Below are 26,192 nucleotides of genomic sequence, written 5' to 3'. Positions count from 1 at the left end.
AACGCCCGGTACGCCCATTGTCGAACGTGGGACGGCAGCGGCAATGCCTCAGCCGGGCGACACTGCCGGTATGGCGGCACGGTCGAGCAGAACGGACCGCGCGATGGGATCGACCCGGGTGCTCGGGACAGTGCAGGCGTGCGCCCCGGCGATCGCGCCGTACCTCAGGCAGGTTTCCACCGGTGCCCCCGCCAGGTGTCCACACAGGAACCCGGCCACGAAGGCGTCACCGGCGCCGTTGGAGTCGATGACAGGTGCCACAGGGCGGACGGCGGTGAAGGGGCGGATCTCGTCCTCGCCCCGCACCAGGGCGTACCCGCCCTGGGCACCGGCCGTGGCGACCACGATCCGGGCCCGCCCTGCGTCGATGATCCGACGTAGGGCGGCCGGGCCGTCGACCAGCGCCGTCGCCGAGAGGAAGACCACGTCGGCGGCGTAGGCGAATGCCTCGTGGTACGGATTCTCGCCGTCCCAGTCGTGCAGGTCGGTGGAGACGACCGCCGCAGAGTCGACGAGCTGTCCGATGGCGTGCTGGCAGGGGTGGGTGATGGACACGTGGACGAGCCGGGCCTTCGACGTGTGCGCCGCGAGCAGCTCCGCCGGCAGCCGGTCGCTGTCGTCACTCCGGCTTCCGTCGTAGAGCGACAGTCGCCGACCGGTGGGGTCCACCAGGTTCACCGCCCGCTTGGTGCCGGCACCCGTCGGTACGGCGAGCAGCGGAATGTCGTACGCCTCGTGCAGGGCACGGACCAGCTCACCCTCCCGGTCGTCGCCGAGCACGTCGATGTGCACGGTGCGCAGTCCCAGTGCCCGCAGCCCCAGGGCCACGTTGTCACCGGTCTGCCCGGCGCGCATCTCGATCGCCGGGACGTGGTAACTGTCCTGGAACGGCAGCGGCAGGTCGGGCACGTGGACAATGGTGTCGACGCCGGCACCACCGAGCACCAGCACGTCGGTCTGGTCAGACAACTGATCTCCCTCGTTCCCGCCGAGGGTATCGCTGATGACCCGGGCCGGCGCATCGCCGGTTTTCTCAGTCCGCTGTGCGAGGCTGTGTGAGTGAACGAAAGCCCTCCCCTGCTCCTCGTCGACGCGCCGAGCCTCTACTTCCGGGCCTACTTCGGCATCCCGGAGTCCGCGGCCAAGGCACCCGACGGCAGTCCGGTCAACGCCGTACGCGGATTCCTGGACATGCTCGCCACGTTGATCCGTAACCGTCGACCGGACCGACTGGTATGCGCCCTGGACTACGACTGGCGTCCGGAGTGGCGGGTGGCGCTGCTGCCGTCGTACAAGGCACACCGACTGGCACCCGCCGGAGGCGAGGTCGTGCCGGACACCCTGGTTCCCCAGGTGCCGCTGCTGTTGGAGGTGCTGGCCGCCGTGGGCATCCCGGCGATCGGTGCGGCGGGCTACGAGGCGGACGACGTACTCGGCACGTTGGCCGTGACCCAGCCCGGCCCGGTCGAGGTGGTGTCCGGGGACCGTGACCTGTTCCAGCTCGTCGACGACGCCCGGGGCGTACGGCTGCTCTACTGCGGCCGGGGCGTGGCCAAGCTGGAGGACTGTGACGACGCGGCCGTACGGGCGAAGTACGGTGTGCCGGCGGTCGGGTACGCCGACTTCGCCGCGCTGCGCGGTGACCCGAGCGACGGCTTGCCAGGCGTGCCGGGGGTCGGGGAGAAGACCGCCGCCCGGCTGATCGACCGGTACGGCAGCCTGGACGCCATCCTGGCCGGGCTGGACGACCCGGACGCCGGCTTCGCCCCGGGGCTACGTGCCAAGCTGCTCGCCGCCCGTGAGTATCTGACGGTGGCGCCCCAGGTGGTGCGGGTGGCGCTGGACGTACCACTGCCGAAGCTGGTCACCGCACTGCCGCCGGTGCCGGTCGACGAGGAGCGGCTGCTGAAACTCGCCGAACAGTGGAACCTCGCCAGCTCCTGCCGGCGACTGATCGAGGCGATCAGCGCAACGCGGTGACCCGCTCCGGGTGGACTCCGGTCAGGATGCGGCGTGGTAGGCCAGGATGCCCCGGTTGACGGCGGTCATGGCCGCCCGGGCGGTGGACCGCAGGTCGCTGGAGGCGCCCCCCGAGTCGGAGAGCTGCCCCAACAGGTCGACCACCTGCCGGGCCCACCGGACGAAGTCCCCGGCCGGCATCTCACCGTCGAGGTCGTGCCCACTGGCCAACACCTTGGCCAGCGCCTCGCCGCGGGCCCACCGGTAGATCGGCCAGACAAACCCGAGATCCGGCTCCCGGGTCACCTCCAACCCTCGGGACGCCTCGTCGGACTCGATTTCGGACCAGAGCTTCAACGTCGTATCGACCGCCTCGGCCACCGCACCCCGGGGCACGGACGCCCGCTCGTCGGTGTCCCGACGGGCCTCGTACACGATCACGGACACGGCAGCGGCCAGCTCCGACGGGGACAGCCCGTCCCACACCCCCCGGCGTAGGCACTCGGCCACCAGCAGGTCGGTCTCGGTCCAGATCCGGCCGAGCATCCGGCCAGCCTCGGTAACCCCGCCCTCCGGCGCGAGGTAGCCGCGCGCGGTGAGCAGGGCGCAGATCCGGTCGAAGGTCCGAGCCAGCGAGCCGGTCCGCCCCGCGACCCGCTGGCGCAGTTCGTCGGTGTCCCGGTCCAGCCGCCGCCGCCGTTCGGCCCAGCGGGCATGCTCCTCCCGCTCCGGGCAGGCATGGCAGGGGTGCCGACGCAGTTCGGCGCGCAACTCGGTCAGTCGGTGGTCCTCGCCGTTGCTTCGGGCTCGACCCGCCCGACGACGAGGATGCCGGTCCAGCCCGGTCGCGATGACCGCTGCGGCCAGGTCCCGACGGGCGGCTGGCGAACGCGGGTTGAAGTGCCGGGGCACCCGGATGCGGGCCAGCACCTCGGCCGGACTGGTGAAGTCGCCCGGGGTGACCCGCCCGGCCCACCGGTCCTGGGTCAGCACCAGCGGGCGCGGTTCGCCGAAGCCGCCGCCGCCAGGTTCGAGCACCACGGCCAGACCGGACCGGCGGCCCGACGGCACCCGAATCACGTCGCCGATCCGCAGTCGCTCCAGGGAGGCGATCGCGTCGGCCTTGCGTTGGGCCTGTCCCTGCCGGGCCAGGGCCCGCTCCCGCTCCCCGATCGCCACCCGCAGAGCGAAGTACTCACCGAAGTCGCCGTGGTGGCAGTCGGCCTCGACGTCGTACGCCTCCATGGTCTCGACGTTGCGCTGCACCTGCCGGGCCAATCCGACCACCGACCGGTCGGCTTGGAACTGCGCGAACGACGACTCCAGCAGCGCGCGGGCCGGTTCGGCACCGACCGAGCCGACCAGGTTGACCGCCATGTTGTACGACGGCCGGAAACTCGACCGCAGCGGATAGGTACGGGTGGAGGCCAGGCCGGCGACGTGCCGCGGTTCGACCTCCGGGGACCAGACGACGACCGCGTGCCCCTCGACGTCGATGCCCCGCCGCCCCGCCCGGCCGGTCAGCTGGGTGTACTCCCCCGGCGTCAGGTCGACGTGTGCCTCACCGTTGAACTTGACCAGGCGTTCGAGCACCACGCACCGGGCCGGCATGTTGATGCCCAGGGCCAGCGTCTCGGTGGCGAAGACCGCCTTGACCAGACCGCGTACGAACAGTTCCTCGACCACCTCCTTGAACGCCGGCAGCATCCCCGCGTGGTGCGCGGCCAGGCCACGTTCCAGTCCGTCGAGCCATTCCCAGTAGCCGAGCACCGACAGGTCCTCACTGGGGATGGTGGTGATCCGGCTCTCCACCACGTGCCGGATCTCGGCTCGCTCATCGGGTGTGGTCAGACGCAGCCCAGCGGCCAGGCATTGTTGTACGGCGGCAGCGCAGCCGGCCCGGCTGAAGATGAACAGGATCGCCGGAAGTAGTCCTTCCCGATCCAGTCGTTCCACCACGTCGGCTCGGAGCGGGCCGCGCCAGCGGGGGCCGCGGCGATTCCAACCCTGCCCCGGCCCGCCGGAGGCGGCGTCGCCAAGTTCCAGCCGGCGCATGGTCTCCCGGGTGTAGCGCAGCAGTTCCGGATGTACGTCGTGTTTACGGGCCGCGTCCGCGTCGTGGAACAGATCGAACATCCGTCGGCCGACCAGCATGTGCTGCCACAGCGGCACCGGCCGGTGCTCGCTGACCACCACCTCGGTCTCTCCCCGGACGGTGACCAGCCACTCGGCGAACTCCTCGGCGTTGGAGACTGTCGCCGACAGGGACACCAGCGTCACCGACGGCGGAAGGTGGATGATCACCTCCTCCCAGACCCCGCCCCGGAACCGGTCGGCGAGGTAGTGCACCTCGTCCATCACCACGTAGGCGAGGCCCTCCAGGGTGGCCGAGCCGACGTAGAGCATGTTGCGCAGCACTTCGGTGGTCATCACCACCACCGGCGCGTCCCCGTTGATCGCGTTGTCGCCGGTCAGCAGCCCCACCTGGTCGGCACCGTAGCGATCCACCAGGTCGTGGTACTTCTGGTTGGACAACGCCTTGATCGGGGTGGTGTAGAAGCACTTACGTCGGGGGGCGCCTGCCGGTCCGCCGGCCGGTGGCGACACCGCGACATCGGCACTGGCCGCCTGGGGGGCACCGGCACTGCCGGCCCGGTTGGCGCGCAGGGCGAGATGCACCGCGAACTCACCGACGACCGTCTTACCGGCACCGGTCGGGGCACAGACCAGCACCCCGCTCCCCCGTTCCAGCGCCTGGCAGGCCTCACGCTGGAAATCATCAAGATCAAACCCGAGATCGAGGGCGAACTCCTCCAACGCGGGGAACATGTTGGCCTGCGCGGCCCTGCGGCGCGCCGCGGCGTACCGCTCGGCGGGGCTCGACATGACCCCAAGATTAGTGCGTGCCGGGGAACTCCATGCGGCCAGGCCGTCGGACAGCCCTGTCCGACCCGGTCGGTAGGGTGCACCACGTGCCGGACCATGCCGAACCCCCCACGCCCCGTACGCCGAGCGGAGCCGCCAGCAACCCGGACCCGGTGCCCCCGCGCCGGCCGTTCGACGCGGTTCTCTTCGACTTCCACGGCACGCTCGCCCAGGTGGAGGACCCGGTCGGCTGGGTCCTGGCCGGGGCCACCGCGTGCGGCGTCACCCTGGACCGGGTCCGCGCCACCTCACTCGCCGACCGTCTGATCACCGCTGGTCGGGCCGGCGGCCCGCTGCCTACCCGGGTCCCACCGCACCTGGCCGAGGTGTGGGCCGACCGGGATCTCTATACATACGCGCACCGGGATGCCTACGTCGGCCTGGCGGCCACCGTCGCCACCGACATCGAAGGACTCGCCGACGCCCTCTACGACCGCCTCCTCGGTCCCGAGGGCTGGTTGCCCTACACCGACACCGCCTCGACGTTGAGCACGCTGAAGGCAGCCGGCGTCCCGGTGGCGGTGGTCAGCAACATCGGCTTCGACATCCGGCCGCTCTTCGCCGCGTGGGAACTCACCGACCTGGTCGACGCGTTCGTGCTGTCGTACGAGGTGGGCCGCTGCAAGCCCGACCCGGGGATCTTCCTGCGGGCCTGCGGAATGCTCGGGGTGGACCCGGAGCGGGCGCTGATGGTCGGGGACACCCCGGCCGATGCGGGGGCGGTACGCGCCGGGCTCGCCACCCTGGTGCTGCCAGCCGCCGAGGCCGGGCTCGCCAACGGTCTGACCGCCACGCTGGCCCTCGCCCTACCGGTGAAGTGACCCGCTCCCGGTCGAAGCCACCCGGTTCCCACCGGCCCGGACAGGTCAACGCAGCAACCGCAACGCCCCGGGTACGGCGGTCACGGTCACCGGCAGCCGGGCGAGCCGCTCACCGTCGGCATACCCGACGATCTCCTCGGCGTGCAGTTCGACGGTATGCGCACGATAGGTCCGCACCTGCGGATGCGTCACGTGGGTGCCCCGATAGACCTGCGGCTTGATCCGCACCAGTGTGCTCCGGCTGACCGCCCCGGCGACCACCACGTCCAGCTTCCCGTCGGCTGGATCGGCCATCGGGCAGATCCGCATCCCACCGCCGTAGCTGGCACAGTTGCCGACCGCCACCAGCACCGCGTCGAACCGGTGCTCCTCCTCCCCGTCCAGACGCAACGTGTAGCGACGGGGCCGGAGCCGAGCCAGCTCGACCAGGATGGCAAGGTCGTAGCGGCGTGGCCCGCGCGGCCAGTTCATCCGATTGGCCCGCTCGTTGACGATTGCGTCGAAGCCGGCGGCCAGCACCGTGCCGTACCAGTGCTGCTCGCCATCGGCCCCGGTCAACCGGGCCAGGTCCAGGGTGTGGGTCCGGCCGGCGGCCAGCGCGGCGGCGATTACGTCGGCCGCGGCGAGCGGGTCGTCCGGGTAGCCGGCCTCGACGGCGAAGTCGTTGCCGGTGCCGGCCGGCACCGGACCGAACGCCACCCGGCTTCCGCCGACGGCTTGCATGGCCAGGTGGCTGGTGCCGTCACCGCCGATGGTGACCAGGGCGGCGGCCCCGTCGCGGACCGCGTCGCGACACGCCGCCCGCGCCTCGTCCGGAGTGTCGGCCGCCAACAGCCATACGTCCCGCCCCGCCGCGCCGAGCCGCTCCAACACGGCAGGCAACAGCAGCCGACGCCGGCCCCGGCCAGCGGTGGGATTGGCTAGTACGGCCACCGGGCCGTCGAGGAGCCCACCGTCGGGCACGGCACCGGCAAGTTGATCGTGTGCGGTCACGGCGAGCACCGTACCGCCTCACCGGTACGGTGCTCGCCGTGTGGGCTGCGAACGGCGACCTGATCAGGTCATGTCGTCGTAGCGACGATCGATCGGAGTCGGCGCGGAAACCGGGGTGACCGGGGCGACCGCCTCGCTCGCCTCGACCGGTTCCCGGTCGTCGGCCAGCGGCGACACCTCGTCGTCGTCCAGTCCCGTGTACATCTCCTTGCCCCGGCCACGGCGCTTGTCGTTGATGAACGCGACCCCGACGGCGACGAAGTAGAGCGCCGACAGGCAGAGCGCCAGCGCCGTCATACCGAACGGGTCAGGCGTCGGTGTGACGACCGCCGAGAAGGCGAAGAAGATGAAGACCGCGATCCGCCACCAGCCGAGGAGCCGACGAGCGCTGGCCACCCCCACGAAGTTGAGCATGAGTACGACCAACGGGAACTCGAACGCCACTCCGAACAGCAGGATCAGGTTGGTGACGAAGGAGACGTACCGGGTGATGTCCAACGTGGTGTTGATGTCGGCGGCCGAGATGTCGAGTAGGAACTCCAGCCCCTTCGACGTGACGAAGTAGGCGAGCACCGCACCGCCGGCGAACAAGGGCGCGGCGATGGCGACGAACGCGTACGCGTAACGCCGCTCGTGCCGGTGCAGGCCCGGGGCGATGAAGGCCCAGAGCTGGTACAGCCAGATCGGCGCGGCCACGATCAACCCCACCCAGAGGGCGATCTTCAGGTTGAGCAGGAACAGGTCGGCCGGACCGAGCTGCACGAAGTTGCACTGGCCGTTGGCCAACTGGGCCTTCGGCAAGTCGCAGTACGGTTTCTTCAGCAGATTCAGGACCGGGCCGGCCAACCACATTCCGAGGCCGAACCCGACCACGATGGCCAACGATGCGCGGAACAGGCGGTTGCGCAACTCGCGAACGTGCTCGATGAGCGTCATCGAGCCGTCGGCGGCCCGCTCGAAGCTGCTCGGACCGCGCTTACGAAGGGCGAACCGCACAGTTACCGGGCCTCTCGAATCAGTGGTTGTCGCGGACGCGCTGCGGGTCGTTCACCGGCGGTGCGGGCGGCTGGTAGCCGGGCTGGTGCACGCTGGTCGGGTGGACGACGTTGTCCGGCTGCAGCGGTTGGCGGCCGTGCTGGACGTCGGCCTTCTCGGCCAGATCCTTGTCGTCGTCGGCGAGGCTCTTCGTCTCGGCCTTGATGATCCGCAGCGATCGGCCCAGCGAACGGGCCGCGTCCGGGAGCCGCTTCGCGCCGAACAGCAGGATCAGCACGACCACGAGCACGATGATGTGCCACGGCTTGAGGGCACCCATGAAAGCTCCTGTTGGTCTTTATTGGGAACGTAAGGGGTAACCAGCCCATCGTACGTGTGCTGACGGTCCGCGCCACCCGCCGGGCGTAGGACAGTTTCGCCCGGTCGGTGAAGTCTTGACCAACGACAAGTGTCCCGTCAACCGGGGCACCATCCCGATTTGGCCGTCCCGTCCCCCGGCTTCGCACACCCCGGCGATGCCGGTGTCAGCTAGCCGCGCTTGGCCCTGATCACGGTGGCCCGTTGCTGGACGGTCTCGGTCTGTTGCTGGAGATCGGCCAGCCGCTCCTGCAACGCGAAGGCACTCGCCTGCAGCGACTCCGCCTCGGCCTGCCGGCGTTGCAGGTTGCGCACCGCCTGTTGCAGGGGACGCAGCCGGGCGAGCACCGGCCGAATCGCGAGAGCCAGTACGACCAGCGCGAGCAACACCACCGTGAGCACGATCCACTTCACCACGGCGGCCAGCCTAGTGCCCGACCGCGACCGGCGCTGGATCGGCCGAGAGCGACGCCGGCTGGGCGTACGCGTCCAGCGCTGCCGCCGCCTGGTCCCGTACCCGCACGGCCAGCTCGGGTGGGGACACCACGGTGGCGTCCGGGCCGAGACCGAGCACGAACCGGCGAGCCCAGTCCAGATCGCTGACCCGCAGCGACACCAGCCACTCCTCGCCCTCGCCCGGCTGGACCTGTTCACACGGGTAGTACTCGGTGATCCACCGGCCCCCCCGACCAACCCGTAGCGTCACCAGGGGCAGGTCCGGCGCGGAGCGAAAAATCCCGGTACTGAGATCGTGCAGCTGGGCCTGGTCCGGCGGCATGGCAGATTCGTCGAGCTCGTCGAGGGCATCGATCCGGTCGGTCCGGAACAGGCGCATCGCCTCCGCCTGCCGGCACCACGCCTCAAGGTAGGCCTGCCCGCTGATCACCAGCACCCGGACCGGGTCGATCACACGCTCGGTCGTCTCGTCCCGGGCCGCGGTGTAGTAGGTGATCCGCAGTGCTCGCTGCCGCTGCACCGCACTCCGCAGCGCCTCGACCTGGTCGCCGTCTCCCGTGCCCGACATCCGGACGGTCACCGGTGCGTCGGCGAGGTCCCCGGCGGCATGCTCGATCTTGGCCAGGGCCCGGTCGATGGCGTCGCGGTTGGCCATCCCCGGGGTCTCGGCCAGCATCCGTAGTGCCACCACCAACGCCAGTGCCTCGTCCGGGGTCAACCGCAACGGACGGTCGATGCCGGCGTCGTAGGTGATGGTCACCCGATCGCCGTCGAAGGCCATGTCGATCAGGTCACCGGGGCCATAGCCGGGCAGCCCACAGACCCAGAGCAGCTCCAGGTCCTCGCGTAGCTGCCGTTCACTGATCCCGAGGTCGCCGGCGGCCTCGGCCAGCTCGATGCCGGGGCGGGCGAGCAGGTAGGGCACCAGGTTGAGGAGTCGGGCCAGCCGGTCGGCCGAGGCGCGCGAGCCACCCCCGCGCTGCGTCGGACCACTCATCTCGTCCCCCCGTCGGTCCGCCACGTACCGGTGGCGATCACCTCGTCGTGCCGAGCGGTGATTTCCTTCAACCGCTGGATGACCGCCTCCCGCACCTCGGGTGGATCCAGCACCCGCACGTCGGGACCGTAGCGGACCAGTTGGCTGGCCAGCGACTCGACATCGGCATATGGCAGGACCAGCTGGTCGCCATCGGCGCCGGGACGGGTTTCGTGCGCCCAGCGCCGCAGTCCGGCCGCCCGACCGGAGGGCACCAGCACGGTGGCCCGGCCGGTCTGCTCGACCGGTCCAGACCAACGCGCCACGTGGCTGATCAGGTCGACATCGGTGGGGGCCACGAAGGCACCCGGTCGGCCGGTGGCCCGGACCGGGCCGATGATGCGGGACAACCGGAAACAGCGGGTCGCGGCTCGGTCCAGGTCGTGGCCGACGACATACCACCGGCCCCGCCAGCAGACCACCCCCCAGGGCTGCAACCGGCGACTGGTGGAGGCGTCGTCGTCGGGCACCCGGTATTCGAAGGTGACTGTCCGCCGTTCCCGGGCGGCCGAGGTGAGTGGCGCGAACGCCGGGTCGACGGTGACCATCGGCTCCATGCCCAGGGTGGCCTGCGGGTCGACGTCGATGCCGGCCGCGCGGAGTTTGGCCAGTCCGGAGGAGGCTGCCGCCGCTAGTCCGGCATGCCGCCAGAGCCGAGCGGCGATACCGACGGCTGCCGCCTCGTCTGGTTCGAGGGGAATGTCGGGTAGTGCGTACTCCCGGTGCGCGATCCGGTAGCCCGGTTCGGTATCGAAGACGCTGGCGGTGCCGGTCTCCAGGGGCACCCCCAGTTCCCGCAGTTCGGCCTTGTCCCGCTCGAACTTGCGCTGGAACGCCTCGTGGTCGCGGATGTCGTCCGGATCGTGTTCATAGCCTGGCACGGTCGCGGCGATCTGCGCGGCGGTGAGGAACCGCCGCGTGGACAGCAGGCAGATCACCAGGTTGACCAGGCGTTCGGTGCGGGTCCGCGACACGTGCATGACGCTAGCAGTGCGCGCTTGTTGGCCGTACACCCGTGCGCCCGGTTTCGGCCTGCTGCCCCGCTGTGCTGGCGGACCTTCCGCCCCCGCTGTCGGATCCGGCGGCCAGCCGGCTAGCGTGCCGGGCATGGTGCGATGGCGGTCGGGCACGGTGACGGCGGTACGGCGAAGCTGGCGCGGGGCGATGGAACTGGACGTGGCCCTGCCCGACGGAACCCAGCTACGGGCCCTGGCCTACCCCGCGCTGGTCGGCACGGCCGAGCCCGGTGATCGGGTGCTGCTCAATGTCGGGGCACTGGTGATGGGGCTGGGTACCGGCGGTTACGCGCTGGTGGTGGCCCTGCCCGACCGGCTCCCCGCCGACCCGCCCGGTGCTGGGGACAGCCGGGACACCGGCCACCTGGTCAAGGCCAGGTACACCCCGCTCCAGCCGATCATGCTCGGCGTCGACGAGGAGGCCTCGCCGTACCGGGCCGTACTCGCCGACGCCGACGACCTGGCGGGGCTCCCGGTGGTCACCGCCGACCTGCACTCGGCCCTACCAGCGATCGTCGCCGGCATCCGCGCCGACGCCCCCACCTCCCGGATCGCGTACGTGATGACCGACGGTGGTGCCCTGCCGGCCTGGTTCTCCCGCACCCTCGACGGCCTGCGGGACGAGTTGGTGGGAACGGTCACCGTCGGTCAGGCCTTCGGCGGCGACCTGGAGGCGACCAACATCCACAGCGGCCTGCTGGCGGCCCAGCACGCCCTCGGCGCGGACATCGTCGTGGTCGCCCAGGGACCGGGCAACCTGGGCACCGGCACGCGGTGGGGGTTCTCCGGCGTCGCCGTGGGCGAGGCGGTCAACGCCACGGCCGCGCTCGGCGGTCGTCCGATCGGGTCGCTGCGAGTCTCCGCCGCCGACCTTCGTCCCCGGCACCAGGGACTGTCCCACCACAGCGTGACCGCCTACGGCCGGGTCGCGCTCGCCCCGGCCGAACTGGTGCTGCCGGTCGGTCTGCCCACGGAGCTGGCGGCCGCCGTGGACGAGGCGCTGGTCCCGTTGGCCGCGCGCCACCGAGTCGTACGGATCGACACCGAAGGACTGGACGCCGCGTTGCGGTCGACCCCGGTCCCGCTATCCACGATGGGACGCGGCCTAGACGCCGACTACGCCTACTTCCTCACCGCTGCCGCCGCCGGCCGGTACGCGGCAACCGTGGCCGGCTGACCCGAGCGTGGAACCGACTGGCTGACCCGAACGTGGCACCGGTCAGCCGACTCAGACCATGAAGATCAGGGCGAGCCAGCCGCCCACGATCAGCACGAGTGCTGCCGCGAGCACCCAGGTCGGTACGGTGTATTCGCCCCGCCGGTTGCGGGCGACCTCGTCGATGATCTTTTGGCGGCGGCGTTCGATCCAGCTCCGGCGTGCCTCGATGGGGTCACGCCGATCGCGGTCGGAGGGTTCGTGAGAGGCCATAGCGCGCCCAGCCTACCCGGCCGACCTGGGTGCCAGTGGAGCACCCGGGCCGGCCGGAGCCGGACTACATGCTCGCGATCAGGCGTTCCACTCGCTCGTCGTACGCCCGGAACGGGTCCTTGCACAGCACGGTGCGTTGGGCCTGGTCGTTGAGCTTCAGGTGCACCCAGTCCACTGTGAAGTCGCGGCGCTTCTCCTGGGCGTGTCGGATGAACTCGCCCCGCAGCCGGGCCCGGGTGGTCTGTGGTGGCGTCTCCTTGGCCTCGAAGATCTCCGGGTCGGTGGCGATCCGGTCGACCTGACCGCGGCGCTCCAGAAGACCGTAGAGGCCCCGCCCCCGGCGCAGGTCGTGATAGGCGAGGTCCATCTGGGCGACCCGGGGATGCGACAGCGGCAGCTCGTGCTTGGCCTGGTAACGCTCGATCAGCCGCAGCTTGGTCACCCAGTCGATCTCCCGGGCCACCGGTTCGAGGTCACCGGTCTCGATGGCCCGCAGCACCCGACCCCAGAGCTCGACCACCCGCTTGGCGGTCTGGTCACCACCCCGACGCTCGACGAACTCGGTGGCCCGGGCAAGGTACTCCTGTTGGATCTCCAGGGCGCTGATCTCCTTGTTGGAGGCCAGCCGTACCTTGCGGCGACCGGTGATGTCATGGGAAACCTCCCGGATAGCCCGGATCGGGTTCTCCAGGGACAGGTCCCGCATCGCCACGCCCGCCTCGATCATGCGGAGCACGATGTCCGCGCTGCCCACCTTGAGCAGCGTCGTCACCTCGTTCATGTTCGAGTCGCCGACGATGACGTGTAGCCGGCGGTAGCGTTCGGCGTCGGCATGCGGCTCGTCGCGGGTGTTGATGATCGGCCGGCTCCGGGTGGTCGCCGACGAGACGCCTTCCCAGATGTGCTCGGCCCGCTGGGAGAGGCAGTAGACCGCGCCGCGCGGGGTCTGTAACACCTTCCCGGCACCGCAGATGAGCTGCCGGGTGACCAGGAACGGAATCAACACGTCGGCCAGCCGGCCGAACTCGCCGTGCCGGGAGACCAGGTAGTTCTCGTGGCAGCCGTAGGAGTTGCCAGCCGAGTCGGTGTTGTTCTTGAACAGGTAGATCTCGCCGGCGATGCCCTCGTCGTGCAGCCGCTTCTCGGCGTCGATGAGCAGCCCCTCCAGGATCCGCTCGCCGGCCCGGTCGTGGGTGACCAGATCGGCGACCGAGTCACACTCGGGGGTCGCGTACTCCGGGTGGGAGCCGACATCGAGATAGAGCCGGGCACCGTTGCGTAGGAAGACGTTGCTGGACCGACCCCAGGACACCACCCGGCGAAAGAGGTAGCGGGCCACCTCGTCCGGGGAGAGCCGCCGTTGTCCACGATAGGTACAGGTGACGCCGTACTCGGTTTCGAGGCCGAAGATTCGCCGTTCCATGATGAGACACTAGCCGCCCGAAGCCGTCATTGGTCACTGTCTCAGCGGGACATCTTGACCACGGGTGACGAAAACTCCCGGGACGTACGGCGGCAGATCGGTCCTACCCACCGCAGAACGCCGAGGTGTCGGCCAGCGCCGCACCGGCACGCGAGGCGACCGAGTGCGGCTCAGCGGAGCGGGGCTCAGCGAAGCAGGGCTCAGCGAAGCAGGGCTCAGCGAAGCAGGTCGAGGAGGTACTCGCCATACCCGCTCTTGGTCAGCGGCAGGGCGAGCGCGCGCAGCTGGTCGTCGTCGATCAGCCCGGCCCGCCACGCCTCCTCCTCCACGCACCCGATCTTCATGCCCTGTCGTTCCTCGATCACCCGAACGAACTCGGCGGCCTGCATCATCGACGCGAAGGTTCCGGTGTCCAGCCAGGCGGTGCCCCGGTCGAGCACCGTCACGGTCAGCTCGCCCAGCTCGCGGTACGCCTCGTTGACCCCGGTGATCTCCAGTTCGCCCCGGGCACTCGGAGCGAGCTTCCGGGCGATCTCGACGACCTTGTTGTCATAGAAGTAGAGCCCCGGAACCGCGTACCGGGACTTCGGCTTGGCTGGCTTCTCCTCGATCGACAACACCCGCCCGTCGTCGTCGAAGTCGACCACGCCGTACGCCTCGGGGTTGGCCACCGGATAGGCGAAGACCCGACCGCCCACCAGCCCGTTGTGGTCGGCGAGCTGCTGCCCGAGGTTGACCCCGTGGAAGATGTTGTCGCCGAGGATCAACGCCACGGACTCGTCCCCGATGAAGTCGGCCCCGAGGACGAACGCCTGGGCGATGCCCTCTGGCCGGGCCTGCGCGACGTAGTCCAGGCTGAGGCCGAACTGGCTGCCGTCCCCGAGCAGCCGCTGGAACTGCGGCTGGTCCTCGGGAGTGGTGATCACCAGGATCTCCCGGATCCCGGCCATGACCAGCGTGGAGAGCGGGTAGTAGATCATCGGCTTGTCGAAGATCGGCATGAGCTGCTTCGACACCGCTCGAGTGATCGGCCACAACCGGGAGCCGGTGCCACCGGCGAGAAGGATTCCGCGCACCCGTGGAGCCTACCGGCACGCCGAGCATGGTGACGCGGCGCGTCAGCGTGCTGACGGTCCCGGCCCCCCGACCGTCACGTCGCGTAGACTCCCGATCCCGTGAGGATCCTCGTCACCGGCGGAGCCGGATTCATCGGGTCTGAGTACGTACGGATGCTGTTGACCGGCACAGGACCACAACTGGTGCCCAGCTCCGTAACCGTCCTCGACAAGCTCACCTACTCGGGCAACCGGGCCAACCTCGATCCGGTGGCCAACGATCCCCGGCTACGGTTCGTGGTGGGCGACATCTGCGACCCGGACGTAGTCGACCAGGTGGTCGCCGGCCACGACGTCATCGTGCACTTCGCGGCCGAGTCGCACGTCGACCGCTCCATCCACGGCGCGGCCCCGTTCGTCACCACCAACGTCCTGGGCACACAGACCCTCCTCGACGCAGCGCTACGGCACGGCACCGGCCGGTTCGTCCACGTCTCCACCGACGAGGTCTACGGCTCGATCGACGAGGGCTCCTGGACCGAGGACTGGCCGCTGTCGCCCAACTCCCCGTACTCCGCCTCGAAGGCCGGTTCCGACCTGCTCGCGCTGGCGTACCACCGCACCCACGGCATGGACGTGGTGCTCACCCGCTGCTCCAACAACTACGGGCCGTACCAGTTCCCGGAGAAGGTCATCCCGCTGTTCGTCACCAACCTGCTCGACGGCGGTACCGTGCCGCTCTACGGCGACGGTGGCAACGTGCGGGACTGGCTGCACGTGCACGACCACTGCGTCGGCATCGCACTGGTCCAGGACAAGGGCCGCCCAGGCGAGGTCTACCACATCGGCGGCGGCACCGAGCTGACCAACCGCGAGCTGACCGGGCGGTTGCTCGACGCCTGCGGCGTGGGCTGGGACCGGGTCGTCCCGGTCGCCGACCGCAAGGGCCACGACCGCCGCTACTCGCTGGACATCACGAAGATCAGCGATGAACTCGGGTACGCGCCCAGCATCGACCTGGACCGGGGGCTCGCCGAGACCGTCCAGTGGTACCGGGAGAACCGGAACTGGTGGCAGCCGCTGAAGGCACAGGCCGGCATCGGCCCGGCGGCGTGACCACTCCGGCCAGCTGGCTGGTCACCGGCGCCGGCGGAATGCTGGGCCGGGACCTGGTCTCCGTACTCACCGGCCGGGCCGACCGGCCGGTCACCGCGGCCACCCGGGCGGAGCTGGACCTGACCGACCGGTCCGCCGTCCGGTCCGCCGTCGCCGGTCACTCGGTGGTGGTCAACGCCGCCGCGTGGACCGACGTCGACAGGGCCGAGACCCGGGAGGCGGAGGCCACCGCCGTCAACGGGGACGGGGTGGCCAACCTGGCCCGCGCGTGCGCCGAGAACGGTGCCCGGCTCATCCACGTCTCCACCGACTACGTCTTCCCCGGCGACGCCACCGTCCCCTACCTGGAGGACGCCCCCACCGCACCGATCAACGCGTACGGGCGGAGCAAACTGGCCGGGGAGCTGGCGGTCGCCAGGTTCCTGCCCGACGCCGGATACGTGGTACGGACGGCGTGGCTCTACGGTGCGCACGGCCCCAACTTCGTCGCCACGATGCTGCGGCTGGCGGCCGAGCGCGACCACCTCGACGTGGTCGACGACCAACTGGGTCAGCCCACCTGGTCGTACCGGCTGGCCGAGCGGTTGGTGACCCTCGGTGAGGCGGCCCTGGCCGGCCGGGCAGCCGCCGGCAGCTATCACGGCACCGCGTCCGGTCAGACCAGCTGGTACGGCCTGGCCCGAGCGATCTTCGAACTCGCCGACCTCGATCCCGACCGGGTCCGCCCGACCACCAGTGACCGCTATCCACGACCCGCACGACGCCCGGCGTACAGTGTGCTGGGTCACGGTCGATGGGCGGCGGCAGGACTGGCTCCGCTACCGCATTGGCGCGTGACGCTGGCTGAGGCACTCCCCCTGTCCGGCCTGCTCACCTCTCGGAAGGTCGCATGAAGCTCACCCTCATCACAGCGCTGACCGGGCTCGTCCTGGTCGCGGCAATCGTGGAACTGCTGCGCCGCCGCCAGCTCCGCGAGAAGTACGCCCTGCTCTGGCTGGGCGTCGGACTGCTCGTCATCCCGCTGGCCATCTTCCCCAAGCTACTGGACCGGCCGGCCGAGCTGATCGGCGCGAAGTCCGGGGTCAGCCTGGTCCTGTTCCTCGGCATCGTCTTCCTCCTGCTGATGTCTGTGCATCTGAGCTGGGAGGTCAGCCGACTGGAGGAGGAGACCAGGACCATCGCGGAGGACCTGGCCCTACTCCGGGCCAAGATCGAAGAACGTCAGCAGACCGAGACCGAAGTGATGGCGCGCAATGATTAACAACAAGCGGGTCCTGATCGTCATCCCGGCGCTGAACGAGGCGGGCTCGATCGGCGACGTGGTCCGCGAGGTTCGCGGTGAGCTTCCCACCGTGGATGTCCTCGTCGTCGACGACGGTTCGACCGACCGTACCGCGCAGGTGGCGGCCGCCGCCGGTGCGGCCGTGGCGAAGCTACCCTTCAACCTCGGCGTCGGTGGGGCCATGCGGCTGGGTTACCGGTACGCCCGGGAACACGACTACGACGTGGCGATCCAGGTCGACGCGGACGGTCAACACGATCCGCGCTACATCCCGAAGCTGGTCGACGCGCTCGACACCGCCGATCTGGTGATCGGCGCCCGGTTCGCGGGCGAGGGCGACTACCGGGTCGGCGGTCCCCGTCGGTGGGCGATGGTGATGCTCTCCGGAGTGATCTCCTGGGTGGCCGGTACCCGGCTGACCGACACCACCTCGGGCTTCCGGGCCGCCAACCGCGAGCTCATCGACATGTTCGCCACCTGGTATCCGGTGGAGTACCTCGGCGACACGGTCGAGACGCTCGTGCACACGGCACGGCGTGGCCACAAGGTCCGTCAGGTGCCGGTGGCGATGCGCAAGCGGATGGCCGGCAACCCCAGCCAGTCCCCGTTCAAGGCGATGATCTATCTGGGTCGCGCGTTCGCCGTACTACTCCTGGCCCTCGTCCGTAGGTGACATGAAACGTCTGCTCAACCTGCTTCCGCCCGGGACGATAGCGGTCGGCGGCGGCCTTGCCCTGCTCGGTGCCGCCTCCTACGTCCACCTCGGCGTCGCGGGACACCAGCTCAACGCCAGCGACTACTCATCACTGTCCGTGTTGTGGTCCATCGTGTTCACCGTCGGGCTGGGCCTGTTCATGCCGATCGAGCAGGAGGTGGCCCGACTGGTGGCCACCCGGCGCACCGACGGCCTCCCCCCGGGGCCCGTGCTGGCGCGCGGCGGCATGATCGCCGCCGCGCTCCTGGCGCTCTTCGGGATACTGATCGTCGCCGCCGCCGACCTGATCGCCGAACGGCTCTTCTACGGGGACACCGCCCTGGTCTGGGTGCTCGTCGGGGCCCTGGCCGGTCTCGCCGTGGCACACACCACCCGGGGACTGCTCTCTGGACTACAACTGTTCCCCTGGTACGGCACACAGCTCGGCATCGACGGGGCACTGCGGATCGGCCTGGTCGCCGCCCTGGGACTGGCCGGCGTCACCTCCCCGTTCTGGTACGGGATGGTGCTGGTGTTCGCTCCGGTGGTGTCGGTCGTCTGCACCCTGCCCCCGGTGCTGCGGGCGATCGGCGGGGGCCTACCGCTGCCCTGGGCCCCGCTGCTGCGCGGGCTCGGGCTGCTCACCGTCTCCAGCCTGCTCGCCCAGGTCGTGGTGAACATCGGCGTGATCAACGTCCGGCTCCTCGAACCGGATGACGTCGCCACCGCCGGGGCACTGCTCTCCGCGCTGGTCCTGGTCCGGATCCCGCTGTTCGTCTTCGCCTCCCTGCAGGCGTCCCTGCTGCCCGGCCTGGCGGCCTCCGCCGCCGCCGGGGACCAGAGCGCCTTCAACTCTCTGCTCCGCCGCGCCCTGATGATCGTCACGGCGCTCGGCGCGGTCGGTTCGTTCTTCGCCACCCTGCTCGGCCCCTGGCTGGTACGCACCCTGTTCGACGCGCCGGACGTGCTGACCCGGGTCGACTTCGCCTGGCTATCCGTCGGCACCCTGCTCTACCTCTGGGCGATGGTGCTCGGTCAGGCAATCCTGGCCCGGAACGGACACCGGGCCCAGGCCCTGTCCTGGGTGGTCGGCACCGTCGCCCTCGGTGTCGTCACCCTCGTCCCGATGTCGGTGGCCCAGCGGGTCGAGATCGCCTACACGGTCGGCTCGCTGGTGGTGGTCGCGGGCATGGCCCTGTTCCTCCGCCGATCGGCGGGAACCACCGGCCCGACGACTACCCCCCAACCCGTGACGTCGTCCCCCGCAACCGGAGACTACCGATGACCCCTCCCCGCGTGACCGCGGTGATGCTCGCCTACGGTGCCGAGCCCTGGCTGGCCGACGCCGCCCGGGCCGTACTCGCCAGCACGGACGTCGCCGTCGACCTCATCGTGGTCGACAACGGCTGCACCGGTGAGGGGGTGGAGGTGGTCAAGGGCTTCGCCGGGGTACGCGTCCTGCGGCCGGAGGAGAACACCGGCTACTCCGGCGGCTGCCGGGTGGGCGCGGCCGAGGCGACCGGCGACTTCCTGGTCTTCGTCAACTCCGACGCGATCGTCACTCCGGACGCCCTGGCCAAGATCGTCGCGGTCGCCGCCGAGGACGGGGTCGGCGCGGCGATGGCCTCGATCCGGCTGGCCGACCGCCCCGACACGATCAACACTTCCGGCAACCCGCTGCACTTCACCGGCCTGTCCTGGGCCGGTGGCAACGGCGAGCCGGCCAGCCAGCACATGCGGCGGACAACCGTACCGTCGGTGAGCGGATGCTGCTTCGCGATGCGCGCCGAGGTGTGGCGAAAGCTGGACGGCTTCGCGGCCGAATACTTCGCCTACCACGAGGACACCGAGCTGAGCCTCCGGCTGTGGCAGCAGGGCTTCCGCATCGAGTACGTCCCCGATGCCGTGGTCCGCCACCACTACGAGTTCTCCCGTAACACCCTCAAGCTGTACCTGGTGGAGCGTAACCGGCTGATCACGCTGCTCACCGCCTACGAGGGCCGTACGCTGGCGGTCCTCGCGCCGATGCTGCTCACCACGGAGCTGGCGATGCTCGCCGCCTCGGTGGCCGGGGGTTGGGGGCGGCAGAAGGCGCGCGGCTGGGGCTGGCTCTGGACCAACCGGGCATGGGTACGGGCCCGGCGGCGACAGTTGCAGTCGGAGCGACGGGTGCCCGACGGCGTCATCGCCGAGCGGATGACCGCCAAGGTCGCGCTCAACGAAGCCGCCCCACCCGGCATGGGGCTGTTCAACCTACTCGCCGGCGCCTACTGGAAGCTGTCCCGGCCGCTGCTGAAGCGGGCCTGACCCGCCGTCGCTGCAACGAAGCTGACCTGCCGTTCTCAAACGCGGATGGGCCCGCCCCGTACCACTCGGGGCGGGCCCATCCGCTGTTCAGCGCGCAGAATCCGGGTTACTCGGGCTTCTTCTTCTGGCCCTTCTGCCCTTCCTGGCCCTCCAGATCGGCGGAGGCGGCCGAGGTGGTGGGTTTGGCCCGCTTGCCGCCGGGTGCCTTCGGCTCCTCGGGGCGACTCTCGGCCGCGACCTCCGCCTCGGCGTCCTTCGCCGCCGAGCCACCGTCGAGCAGTGCGGTGAGGGCAGCGCCGGTGATCCGCCGGAAGGTACGCCCCACCTTGTGCCGGTCCAAGAGCGCGACCTCCAGCTGGTTCGCGGCGATCGTCCGGGCGGCACCGCCTTCGCCACCGACCGTGCCCAGCGCCTTGACAGCCAACTGCACCGCCTCGCTCAGCGACATGTCGGCACGGTGGCTGGCTCGCAACACACCGGAGATCGCCTCGGCCTGCCCGCCCATCGCCATGCAACCCGGTTCGTCGTTGACCGAGCCGTCGTAGGTGAGCCGGTAGAGTTCGTCGTCCTCCGGGGTGGCACCGACCTCGGCAACACAGAGCTCCACCTCGAACGGCTTCGACTGCTCGGTGAAGATCGCGCCGAGGGTCTGGGCGTAGCCGTTGGCCAGGGCCCGGCCGGTGACGTCCCGCCGGTCGTAGCTGAGCCCGTTGAGGTCGGCCATCCGGACCCCGGCCCGGCGCAGGTTTTCGAACTCGTTGTAGCGGCCGACGGCGGCGAAGCCGATCCGGTCGTAGATCTCGCTGACCTTGTGCAGGGCGCTGGAGAGGTTCTCCGCGACGAAGAGGACGCCGCCCTCGTAGCTGAGTACCACCGTGCTGCGTCCCCGGGCGATGCCCTTGCGGGCCAGCTCGGAACGGTCGCGCATGATCTGCTCGGGCGAGGCGTAGAACTGCATGGCCACGGCGGCGGTTCTCCTTCTGAACTGTGCCTACGGCGTACGGGTGTGCGGGTGAGACCGGAGTCAGCCGCCCGGGTTCTCCATCCGGCCGGCGACCACCGCTTCGGCGATCGCGGCGCTCTCGCTGTCGGTGAGCCGGTGCGTGCCCTCGGCCGTAGCGGTCATCACCACCGGGAAGATCCGGCGGGTCAGGTCCGGTCCACCGGTGGCGGTGTCGTCGTCAGCCGCGTCGTACAGGGCCTCGACCGCGAGCCGGACCGCCTCGTCGGTGCTCAGCCCGGTGCGATAGCGCTTCTTCAGCGCAGACTTGGCAAACAGCGAGCCGGAGCCGATCGCGCTGTAGCCGCGCTCCTCGAAGGGACCGCCGGTGACGTCGAAGCTGAAGATCCGCCCAGCCTGGGCCGAGTCACTGGCGGACAGGTCGAAGCCGGCAAATAGCGGAATCACGGCCAGCCCCTGCATCGCCGCACCGAGGTTGCCTCGGATCATCGACGCCAGGCGGTTGGCCTTACCGTCGAGGGAGAGCATCGCGCCCTCGATCTTCTCGTAGTGTTCCAACTCGACCTGGAACAGCCGCATCATCTCGATGCCGATACCGGCCGTGCCGGCGATGCCCACCAGGGAGTACGCGTCGGCGGGATGCACCTTCTCGATGTCCCGGCTGGCGATCAGGTTGCCCATGGTGGCTCGCCGGTCGCCGGCCATCACCACCCCGCCCTGGCAGGAGATCGCCACGATGGTGGTGGCGTGCGGGGCGAGGTCGGCGGCCATACCCGGTGGCAGCGGCCGGCGACCGGGCAGCAGATCCGGGGCGGCCATGCTCAGGAACTGGGTGAAGGAGGACGTCCCCGCGTTGGTGAACACATCTGGTAGACGGCCGGATGGATCAAAACCCGCTGCCACGTGGTTCCTCTCTCAGGTACGTGATCGCCTCGGCTGAAGACCCCACGCGTCGCCACGCGGAGCCGGCAAGGCCACCGTTGCGGTTGAAGCAGACTACCTCCCGACCGCAGGCCGGGAGAGTTCGTAGTCATCGTGTTGTCCCCTGGTCACGGCCGAGCAGCCAGCCATGCCGGAGGGCCTGCCGCAATACTAGCGGCGGATGATCACTGCCCGCCCTTCTGCACGTACCCCCGGACGAACTCCTCGGCGTTCTCCTCCAGTACGGAGTCGATCTCGTCGAGCAGGTCGTCCACGTCCTCGGTGATCTCGGCGTGCCGCTCGGCGACCTCGGGGTTGACCTCGGTCGCGACGTCCTCGATTTCCTCGTCTCGACGTGCCTTGCCGGACTGGGACTGACCGCCGGTGTCACGAGTAGCCATCAGGGTGCCTCCTCCACGATCGCTTGGAGAAAACTTACCCCCTAGCGGCGACGATGTGGGCGGTCACTTGCACGGGCACGGGCGTTTCGAGACCATGATGCGAGTCCGAGGATGGTGAAGGGTCTGTCATGTTGCGACTGGCCCAGCGGGTGGCTTCGGTGATGTCGCAGCGTCCGGCCAGGCGGAGGGCGTTGATGGCCAGGTTGCGTATGGAGGCCAGGACGCGGGGTCCGTTGCGGGTACGGACTCGGCTGGCGTCTTCGCGGTAGCAGGTGTATCTGATCCAGTGCAGCGATTCGATGGCCCAGTGGCGCTGGTTGAAGGCGGCGATCTGGGCGGGTGTGGCCTGCTCGGGGGTGTGGCTGGCCACGCCGAGCTGGGCGGCGGCGCTGAGGTGCCGACCGGCGGCGTCGGTGACGTAGCGTTCGATCAGCCAGACCTGGTTGACGTGGGGAAATGGTAGGCCGGGCGGGGCGGGCAGGACCTGGATCGTGCGCCGGGTGATCCGTCCGTGGCTGGTATCGATGCGACTGGCGGCGACCGGCGCACTTGGCAAGGGCAGCGTGTTGAGGGCGTCGAACAGGGCCCGCCGGTTCTCCTTGACCGGGAACAGGAAATGGCCGCTGCGGGCGTGGATGAGTTCGGCGGTGGCCTTGACGGTGTGCAACGCGTCCGCGGTGACGGTCCTGCCGTCGAGGTCGAGGGTCTCGAGCAGGTCCCCGGGCACGGGCCGGCTCGTTGGTCTTGGCCCCGGCGACGTCGACCTGTCCGATCACCACCGCCGGTGTGCCGGGCTCGACGCCACCGGCCAACGCCGCGAGCAGGTGTAGTTGTTGCCCGTCGGCATCGACGGCGCCGCAGACGGTCTTGCCGTCCAAGCGGACCAGGTCAGCCGGTGCGGACTGCGGTGCCGGATCGTTCTCGGGCAGAGCCTTGGCGGCCGGATCGAGACCCGATCGGCGGGCCGTCGTCCAGGCCCCGATCGCGGTGTCCAGGTCCTGCGGATCGGTATCGGTGCGCACCCGCCACAGCGTTGACCGCGACGGCCGACCCGCCGGCAGCACACCGGCGCGTAGGTACAAGTCGGTCAACGCGGGTTGTGGCACGTCGGCCACCCAACCCGCCACCGTCGCCGCCGCGACCAGCGCCAACACCACCGCCGCCGGATGATCCCGGCCCTGCGACGACCGGCCGTCGGACACCCCGGACAGCAACTCCAGCAGGTCAGCGTACGCCTGAGCTACCGGAACACCCGCAACCGACGCCACATCAGCGTCGGACATGACACATTGCACCACGACGAAGCTCCGTTGAAGACAAGATCCATGAGAAGACCTCGTCCTATCGGAGCTTCGTCCCTACCTCGCCACGCGACACACCACTGTGGGGCTCTGTCGCCGGTTTTGTGAAGATGCCTCAGCGCGTGAGTAGGACGCGTTTGCGAAGTAGGTCGAGGCCGGCGCGGCCGAACATCTGGCGTTTGATCATCTTGATGCGGTTGATGTTGCCTTCGACCGGGCCGGAGCTGTGCGGCAGGGTCAGGCCGTTGCGGACGGCGTCGAGGTCACGGCGTAGGTTCCGGGCGAATCCGGCCAGGGGCGTGAGGGTGTCGTGTTCGACGGCGGTGATCCATGCGTCGAGGCGCTCGCCGTGTCGGCCGGTCATCATGACTGCGAAGGCTCGCACGTGTTGGACCAGCCGGTTCAGGTCCCGATCGCGGTTGCGAACCTCGCGCAGCTTGGCGGTGTTGCGGGGGTCGAGGTCGTCGGGGTGGGTCATGATCCATGAGGTGACCTGCCGCACTGATGATGGTTTCGGGCCGGGTCGCGGGGCGTGGCCGAGGCCTTTGCGGAAGCGGCGTAGGTAACGCTGAACGGCCAGTTCCCCGCCGGGATAACCCTGCTGTTTGATTTCACGGAACAGTCCGGTGGCGTTGCGTTCTCCTTCGTTCCAGCGCTGGTGCAGGTAGGCGACGTAGTCGTCGACCAGGTGCGCGCGTTGCTCGGTAACAACGGTCAACTCGGCGACGCTGGTGGCGTTCAGGTATTTGCGGACCGTGGCCCGGTGCAAACCGAGCTTGCGGCCGATCGCCGACTTGTTCAATCCCTGAGCGGCCAGTCCGTGAACAGCGACGTGGTGTTCACGAAGGCGGGTCACGATCTTCTTCTCGGGTAGCGGCTGCACCTCGGCGGGCATGGTGTCGTCGGCTGGTGGCGGTGCCGGGGCGACGAGCCGGGACCGGTGCGCGTTGACGGTCTTCTCGACCGCCTGGCCCAGGTTCTGCCAGAGGTGGAACCGGTCCGCGACCTGAACCGCGTCCGGGGCGCCGGTGCGGGCACCTTCGCCATAGCCGCCGGCGCGGTCGCGGCAGATCACCTCAACTTCGGGGTGCTGCCGCAGCCACGTGGCGAGGCTGGCGCCGTCACGGCCGTCGAACATGTCAACCGGACGGTGGCTGATCATATCGATTAGCACGGTGCCGTAGTGACGCCCTCTGCGGAACGCGAAATCATCAACGCCGAGCACCGTGATCGGCGGCATCAGCGGGTCAGGTAATGCCTTGACCAGCCGCAACAACGTGTCGCGGCCCGCAGGGGCCCCGATCACCGACGCCAGCCGAGAACCGGCCCGGCCCGCCAGCGCCAGTCCGATCTGCGTGAGCATGCCGCGCAGCCCCGGCGTCAACCGCGCATGCGGCGCGGTCAGCCCATCGATCTGCTCGGCGAACGTCTTCGCCGGGCAACCGGTGTTCTCGCAGCGAGACCGCCGGACCTGCACCTCAAGCAGCAACGCCGTTCCGGCTATCGCGACATCCCGCAGCCGCCGCTGATAACGCCCATGAACCCTGCCCGACCGCTGCTGGCAACGGCCGCACCGCGCGGTCGCGGCCCGAGCCCGACCCGACAGCACCACCACGCCGTCACGATGCTCAACAGCTTCGATCGACAGACCCGACAGATGCGGCAGTAACTGCTCCACAAGCGAACACGCCAAACATGATCAACGAGCCTGCCCTACCCGGCATGGAACTGTCCACATCACAAGATCGGCGACAGAGCCCAGTTCCGGGACGGGAATCGGCCGAAGCCGGTGGTTTTGCCGGTGCGGATGCGGTCTTCGACGCGGGCGTGGGCGCGGTGTCGGGCTTCGAGGTGTTGGATGCTGCCGTTGCCGGGTGGGGTGTCGGTGGCCACGACTTGGTGCCGCCAGCCTTTGATGGTGTCGAACAAGGTCAGTTGGGCGCCGGGGTGTGGGCGTTCGCGGCGGACGAGGAATCGGGTGCCCTCAGGCCAGCCGGCCGTGTCGAACAGGCCGGTGATCTCGCAGACCTCGGCGCGTTCACGTAGGTCTCCGTCAACAGCGCCTCACGGCGCACCGGGTAGAACCCGAACGTCTTCTTCCAGGTACGGGTCGCCGATTCCTTCTCCGAGTGGCAGATCACGATGGTCGCGTCGATGTCCAGGACCAGACCCTCGGCCTGCTGGCCGGCCGCCATCGGCTGCGGCAGGTCACCGTTCACCTCGGCGTGCTGGGCCCAGGCGACTTCACGGGCGCGTGCCCGCGCGGCACGTAGACCGGCCAGCATCGGCTCGTCCAGTCGGGACAACAGCCGCCACGCGGTCGCATCAGACGCGACCGGCCCGAACAGGACGGCCTCGTTACGCAGTATCGCCAGATCGGCGATGGCCTCACCACCATCGGCGAGCATCACCGCCAGGTCCACGGCGATCCGGCCCGGATCGTGCCCGCCCCGCCGCTGCCGCTGGCGCAGCCCGGTCAAGGCCTCACCGAACGCGCTGGTCAACCCTGTTACGTCGGCCAGATCGGCGAGCAAACGGGCACCCGCGTGCCCGACCACGCCCCGCCCACCGCCGGTCACCATGATCTTCGGACGTGTTGCGGTAGCCTTCACCCGGCAAGTGCCTTCCGTGACAGGAACATCGGACCCTCAGCAAGTCCTATTTTCCCTGATCAGAAGGCACTTCCTTGTTTCCGGCCCACTCCTTGGACAACCCTTAACGAAGGGCCGAGGCTAGCCCAACT

26 protein-coding genes and 1 pseudogene are annotated in these 26,192 nt (G+C 69.7%); 10 read left to right on the top strand and 17 right to left on the bottom strand.

Annotated features, from left to right (window positions below; translation table 11 throughout):
• Positions 1 to 48: 48 nt before the first annotated feature.
• Positions 49 to 969: an adenosine kinase gene (locus FHR38_RS29025; RefSeq protein ID WP_184538174.1), complete on the bottom strand. Its 921-nt coding sequence runs from the start codon at positions 967 to 969 to the stop codon at positions 49 to 51.
• A 90-nt stretch (positions 970 to 1,059) separates the two neighbouring features.
• On the opposite strand from FHR38_RS29025, the gene FHR38_RS29020 reads away from it, so the two are divergent.
• Positions 1,060 to 1,980, top strand: a complete 921-nt coding sequence (locus FHR38_RS29020) for a 5'-3' exonuclease (RefSeq protein ID WP_184538172.1) — start codon at positions 1,060 to 1,062, stop codon at positions 1,978 to 1,980.
• Between the two features lie 21 nt (positions 1,981 to 2,001).
• Here FHR38_RS29020 and FHR38_RS29015 read toward each other — a convergent pair whose 3' ends face one another.
• On the bottom strand, positions 2,002 to 4,845 hold the full coding sequence (locus FHR38_RS29015) for a DEAD/DEAH box helicase (protein ID WP_184538170.1): 2,844 nt from the start codon (positions 4,843 to 4,845) through the stop codon (positions 2,002 to 2,004).
• A gap of 86 nt (positions 4,846 to 4,931) precedes the next feature.
• Between FHR38_RS29015 and FHR38_RS29010 the strand changes: the two genes are divergently transcribed.
• On the top strand, positions 4,932 to 5,705 hold the full coding sequence (locus tag FHR38_RS29010) for an HAD family hydrolase (protein WP_376771448.1): 774 nt from the start codon (positions 4,932 to 4,934) through the stop codon (positions 5,703 to 5,705).
• 45 nt (positions 5,706 to 5,750) lie between these two features.
• On the opposite strand, the gene FHR38_RS29005 is transcribed toward FHR38_RS29010, so the two are convergent.
• The 6 genes from FHR38_RS29005 to FHR38_RS28980 all read right to left on the bottom strand — a co-directional run bounded on the left by FHR38_RS29005 (position 5,751) and on the right by FHR38_RS28980 (position 10,517).
• Positions 5,751 to 6,698 (bottom strand): diacylglycerol kinase, encoded by a 948-nt coding sequence (locus FHR38_RS29005; RefSeq protein ID WP_376771447.1) that lies wholly within the window; start codon positions 6,696 to 6,698, stop codon positions 5,751 to 5,753.
• 63 nt (positions 6,699 to 6,761) lie between these two features.
• The gene (gene tatC, locus FHR38_RS29000; RefSeq protein WP_184538166.1) at positions 6,762 to 7,694 is read right to left on the bottom strand and encodes a twin-arginine translocase subunit TatC; all 933 of its coding nucleotides are present in this window, start codon (positions 7,692 to 7,694) and stop codon (positions 6,762 to 6,764) included.
• A gap of 19 nt (positions 7,695 to 7,713) precedes the next feature.
• Positions 7,714 to 8,013 (bottom strand): Sec-independent protein translocase subunit TatA, encoded by a 300-nt coding sequence (gene tatA, locus FHR38_RS28995; RefSeq protein WP_184538164.1) that lies wholly within the window; start codon positions 8,011 to 8,013, stop codon positions 7,714 to 7,716.
• Between the two features lie 209 nt (positions 8,014 to 8,222).
• Positions 8,223 to 8,468, bottom strand: a complete 246-nt coding sequence (locus tag FHR38_RS28990) for a hypothetical protein (protein ID WP_184538162.1) — start codon at positions 8,466 to 8,468, stop codon at positions 8,223 to 8,225.
• 10 nt (positions 8,469 to 8,478) lie between these two features.
• The gene (locus tag FHR38_RS28985) at positions 8,479 to 9,504 is read right to left on the bottom strand and encodes a helix-turn-helix transcriptional regulator (protein WP_184538159.1); all 1,026 of its coding nucleotides are present in this window, start codon (positions 9,502 to 9,504) and stop codon (positions 8,479 to 8,481) included.
• On the bottom strand, positions 9,501 to 10,517 hold the full coding sequence (locus tag FHR38_RS28980; protein ID WP_184538157.1) for a helix-turn-helix transcriptional regulator: 1,017 nt from the start codon (positions 10,515 to 10,517) through the stop codon (positions 9,501 to 9,503). Before FHR38_RS28980 ends, FHR38_RS28985 begins: the two co-directional genes overlap by 4 nt.
• A gap of 133 nt (positions 10,518 to 10,650) precedes the next feature.
• Between FHR38_RS28980 and FHR38_RS28975 the strand changes: the two genes are divergently transcribed.
• A complete protein-coding gene (locus tag FHR38_RS28975) occupies positions 10,651 to 11,736 on the top strand; it encodes a DUF3866 family protein (RefSeq protein ID WP_184538155.1) in 1,086 nt (361 codons plus the stop codon).
• Positions 11,737 to 11,787: 51 nt separating this feature from the next.
• On the opposite strand, the gene FHR38_RS28970 is transcribed toward FHR38_RS28975, so the two are convergent.
• The 3 genes from FHR38_RS28970 to rfbA all read right to left on the bottom strand — a co-directional run bounded on the left by FHR38_RS28970 (position 11,788) and on the right by rfbA (position 14,487).
• Positions 11,788 to 11,988, bottom strand: coding sequence for a hypothetical protein (locus tag FHR38_RS28970; RefSeq protein WP_184538152.1), 201 nt, complete (start codon positions 11,986 to 11,988; stop codon positions 11,788 to 11,790).
• A gap of 64 nt (positions 11,989 to 12,052) precedes the next feature.
• Complete coding sequence (gene pafA, locus FHR38_RS28965) at positions 12,053 to 13,411, bottom strand: Pup--protein ligase (protein ID WP_184538150.1); 1,359 nt, start codon at positions 13,409 to 13,411, stop codon at positions 12,053 to 12,055.
• A gap of 215 nt (positions 13,412 to 13,626) precedes the next feature.
• Entirely contained in the window at positions 13,627 to 14,487 is an 861-nt protein-coding gene (gene rfbA, locus FHR38_RS28960; protein WP_184538147.1) for a glucose-1-phosphate thymidylyltransferase RfbA, read from the bottom strand.
• A 99-nt stretch (positions 14,488 to 14,586) separates the two neighbouring features.
• On the opposite strand from rfbA, the gene rfbB reads away from it, so the two are divergent.
• The 6 genes from rfbB to FHR38_RS28930 are packed head-to-tail and all read left to right on the top strand — an operon-like array spanning position 14,587 to position 19,865.
• Positions 14,587 to 15,582 carry a dTDP-glucose 4,6-dehydratase gene (gene rfbB, locus FHR38_RS28955; protein WP_184538145.1) on the top strand — a complete coding sequence of 332 codons (996 nt, stop codon included), beginning with the start codon at positions 14,587 to 14,589 and terminating at the stop codon, positions 15,580 to 15,582.
• Positions 15,579 to 16,475, top strand: a complete 897-nt coding sequence (gene rfbD, locus FHR38_RS28950; RefSeq protein WP_312882469.1) for a dTDP-4-dehydrorhamnose reductase — start codon at positions 15,579 to 15,581, stop codon at positions 16,473 to 16,475. Before rfbB ends, rfbD begins: the two co-directional genes overlap by 4 nt.
• Positions 16,472 to 16,843, top strand: coding sequence for a DUF2304 domain-containing protein (locus FHR38_RS28945; RefSeq protein ID WP_184538143.1), 372 nt, complete (start codon positions 16,472 to 16,474; stop codon positions 16,841 to 16,843). The genes rfbD and FHR38_RS28945 overlap by 4 nt, the downstream gene beginning before the upstream one ends.
• The gene (locus tag FHR38_RS28940) at positions 16,836 to 17,537 is read left to right on the top strand and encodes a glycosyltransferase family 2 protein (protein ID WP_184538140.1); all 702 of its coding nucleotides are present in this window, start codon (positions 16,836 to 16,838) and stop codon (positions 17,535 to 17,537) included. The genes FHR38_RS28945 and FHR38_RS28940 overlap by 8 nt, the downstream gene beginning before the upstream one ends.
• Before the next feature lies 1 nt (position 17,538).
• Entirely contained in the window at positions 17,539 to 18,843 is a 1,305-nt protein-coding gene (locus FHR38_RS28935; RefSeq protein ID WP_184538139.1) for a lipopolysaccharide biosynthesis protein, read from the top strand.
• Positions 18,840 to 19,865, top strand: coding sequence for a glycosyltransferase family 2 protein (locus FHR38_RS28930; RefSeq protein ID WP_184538137.1), 1,026 nt, complete (start codon positions 18,840 to 18,842; stop codon positions 19,863 to 19,865). Before FHR38_RS28935 ends, FHR38_RS28930 begins: the two co-directional genes overlap by 4 nt.
• 106 nt (positions 19,866 to 19,971) lie before the next feature.
• On the opposite strand, the gene prcA is transcribed toward FHR38_RS28930, so the two are convergent.
• The 4 genes from prcA to FHR38_RS28910 all read right to left on the bottom strand — a co-directional run bounded on the left by prcA (position 19,972) and on the right by FHR38_RS28910 (position 22,875).
• The gene (prcA, locus tag FHR38_RS28925) at positions 19,972 to 20,829 is read right to left on the bottom strand and encodes a proteasome subunit alpha (protein WP_184538134.1); all 858 of its coding nucleotides are present in this window, start codon (positions 20,827 to 20,829) and stop codon (positions 19,972 to 19,974) included.
• 60 nt (positions 20,830 to 20,889) lie between these two features.
• On the bottom strand, positions 20,890 to 21,729 hold the full coding sequence (prcB, locus tag FHR38_RS28920) for a proteasome subunit beta (protein WP_184538132.1): 840 nt from the start codon (positions 21,727 to 21,729) through the stop codon (positions 20,890 to 20,892).
• A gap of 203 nt (positions 21,730 to 21,932) precedes the next feature.
• Complete coding sequence (locus FHR38_RS28915) at positions 21,933 to 22,148, bottom strand: ubiquitin-like protein Pup (protein WP_184538130.1); 216 nt, start codon at positions 22,146 to 22,148, stop codon at positions 21,933 to 21,935.
• Between the two features lie 34 nt (positions 22,149 to 22,182).
• Positions 22,183 to 22,875, bottom strand: a complete 693-nt coding sequence (locus tag FHR38_RS28910; RefSeq protein ID WP_184538128.1) for an ISAs1 family transposase — start codon at positions 22,873 to 22,875, stop codon at positions 22,183 to 22,185.
• Positions 22,876 to 23,162: 287 nt separating this feature from the next.
• Here FHR38_RS28910 and FHR38_RS33665 point away from each other — a divergent pair, with 287 nt between their 5' ends.
• A complete protein-coding gene (locus tag FHR38_RS33665; RefSeq protein WP_376771446.1) occupies positions 23,163 to 23,318 on the top strand; it encodes a hypothetical protein in 156 nt (51 codons plus the stop codon).
• A 246-nt stretch (positions 23,319 to 23,564) separates the two neighbouring features.
• Here FHR38_RS33665 and FHR38_RS28900 read toward each other — a convergent pair whose 3' ends face one another.
• Both FHR38_RS28900 and FHR38_RS28895 read right to left on the bottom strand, forming a co-directional pair.
• Positions 23,565 to 25,064 (bottom strand): ISL3 family transposase, encoded by a 1,500-nt coding sequence (locus tag FHR38_RS28900; protein WP_221449231.1) that lies wholly within the window; start codon positions 25,062 to 25,064, stop codon positions 23,565 to 23,567.
• Positions 25,065 to 25,282: 218 nt separating this feature from the next.
• Positions 25,283 to 26,031, bottom strand: a pseudogene (locus FHR38_RS28895) (transposase); the annotation flags it as partial.
• Positions 26,032 to 26,192 lie beyond the last annotated feature (161 nt).

The sequence above is a fragment of the Micromonospora polyrhachis genome (assembly GCF_014203835.1).
GTDB lineage: Bacteria > Actinomycetota > Actinomycetes > Mycobacteriales > Micromonosporaceae > Micromonospora_H > Micromonospora_H polyrhachis.
The sequence above is the reverse complement of the archived record's forward strand: the minus strand, read 5'-3'. Positions and strand labels throughout refer to the sequence as shown.

What these genes read in the sequence shown, in the direction of transcription:
- FHR38_RS28940 (WP_184538140.1), top strand. Translation starts at nt 16,836, where the DNA reads ATGATTAACAACAAGCGGGTCCTGATCGTCATCCCGGCGCTGAACGAG.
- FHR38_RS28985 (WP_184538159.1), bottom strand. Translation starts at nt 9,504, where the DNA reads ATGAGTGGTCCGACGCAGCGCGGGGGTGGCTCGCGCGCCTCGGCCGAC.
- FHR38_RS28915 (WP_184538130.1), bottom strand. Translation starts at nt 22,148, where the DNA reads ATGGCTACTCGTGACACCGGCGGTCAGTCCCAGTCCGGCAAGGCACGT.
- tatA (WP_184538164.1), bottom strand. Translation starts at nt 8,013, where the DNA reads ATGGGTGCCCTCAAGCCGTGGCACATCATCGTGCTCGTGGTCGTGCTG.
- FHR38_RS28930 (WP_184538137.1), top strand. Translation starts at nt 18,840, where the DNA reads ATGACCCCTCCCCGCGTGACCGCGGTGATGCTCGCCTACGGTGCCGAG.
- FHR38_RS28935 (WP_184538139.1), top strand. Translation starts at nt 17,539, where the DNA reads ATGAAACGTCTGCTCAACCTGCTTCCGCCCGGGACGATAGCGGTCGGC.
- FHR38_RS29015 (WP_184538170.1), bottom strand. Translation starts at nt 4,845, where the DNA reads ATGTCGAGCCCCGCCGAGCGGTACGCCGCGGCGCGCCGCAGGGCCGCG.
- FHR38_RS28945 (WP_184538143.1), top strand. Translation starts at nt 16,472, where the DNA reads ATGAAGCTCACCCTCATCACAGCGCTGACCGGGCTCGTCCTGGTCGCG.
- FHR38_RS28975 (WP_184538155.1), top strand. Translation starts at nt 10,651, where the DNA reads ATGGTGCGATGGCGGTCGGGCACGGTGACGGCGGTACGGCGAAGCTGG.
- FHR38_RS28970 (WP_184538152.1), bottom strand. Translation starts at nt 11,988, where the DNA reads ATGGCCTCTCACGAACCCTCCGACCGCGATCGGCGTGACCCCATCGAG.
- pafA (WP_184538150.1), bottom strand. Translation starts at nt 13,411, where the DNA reads ATGGAACGGCGAATCTTCGGCCTCGAAACCGAGTACGGCGTCACCTGT.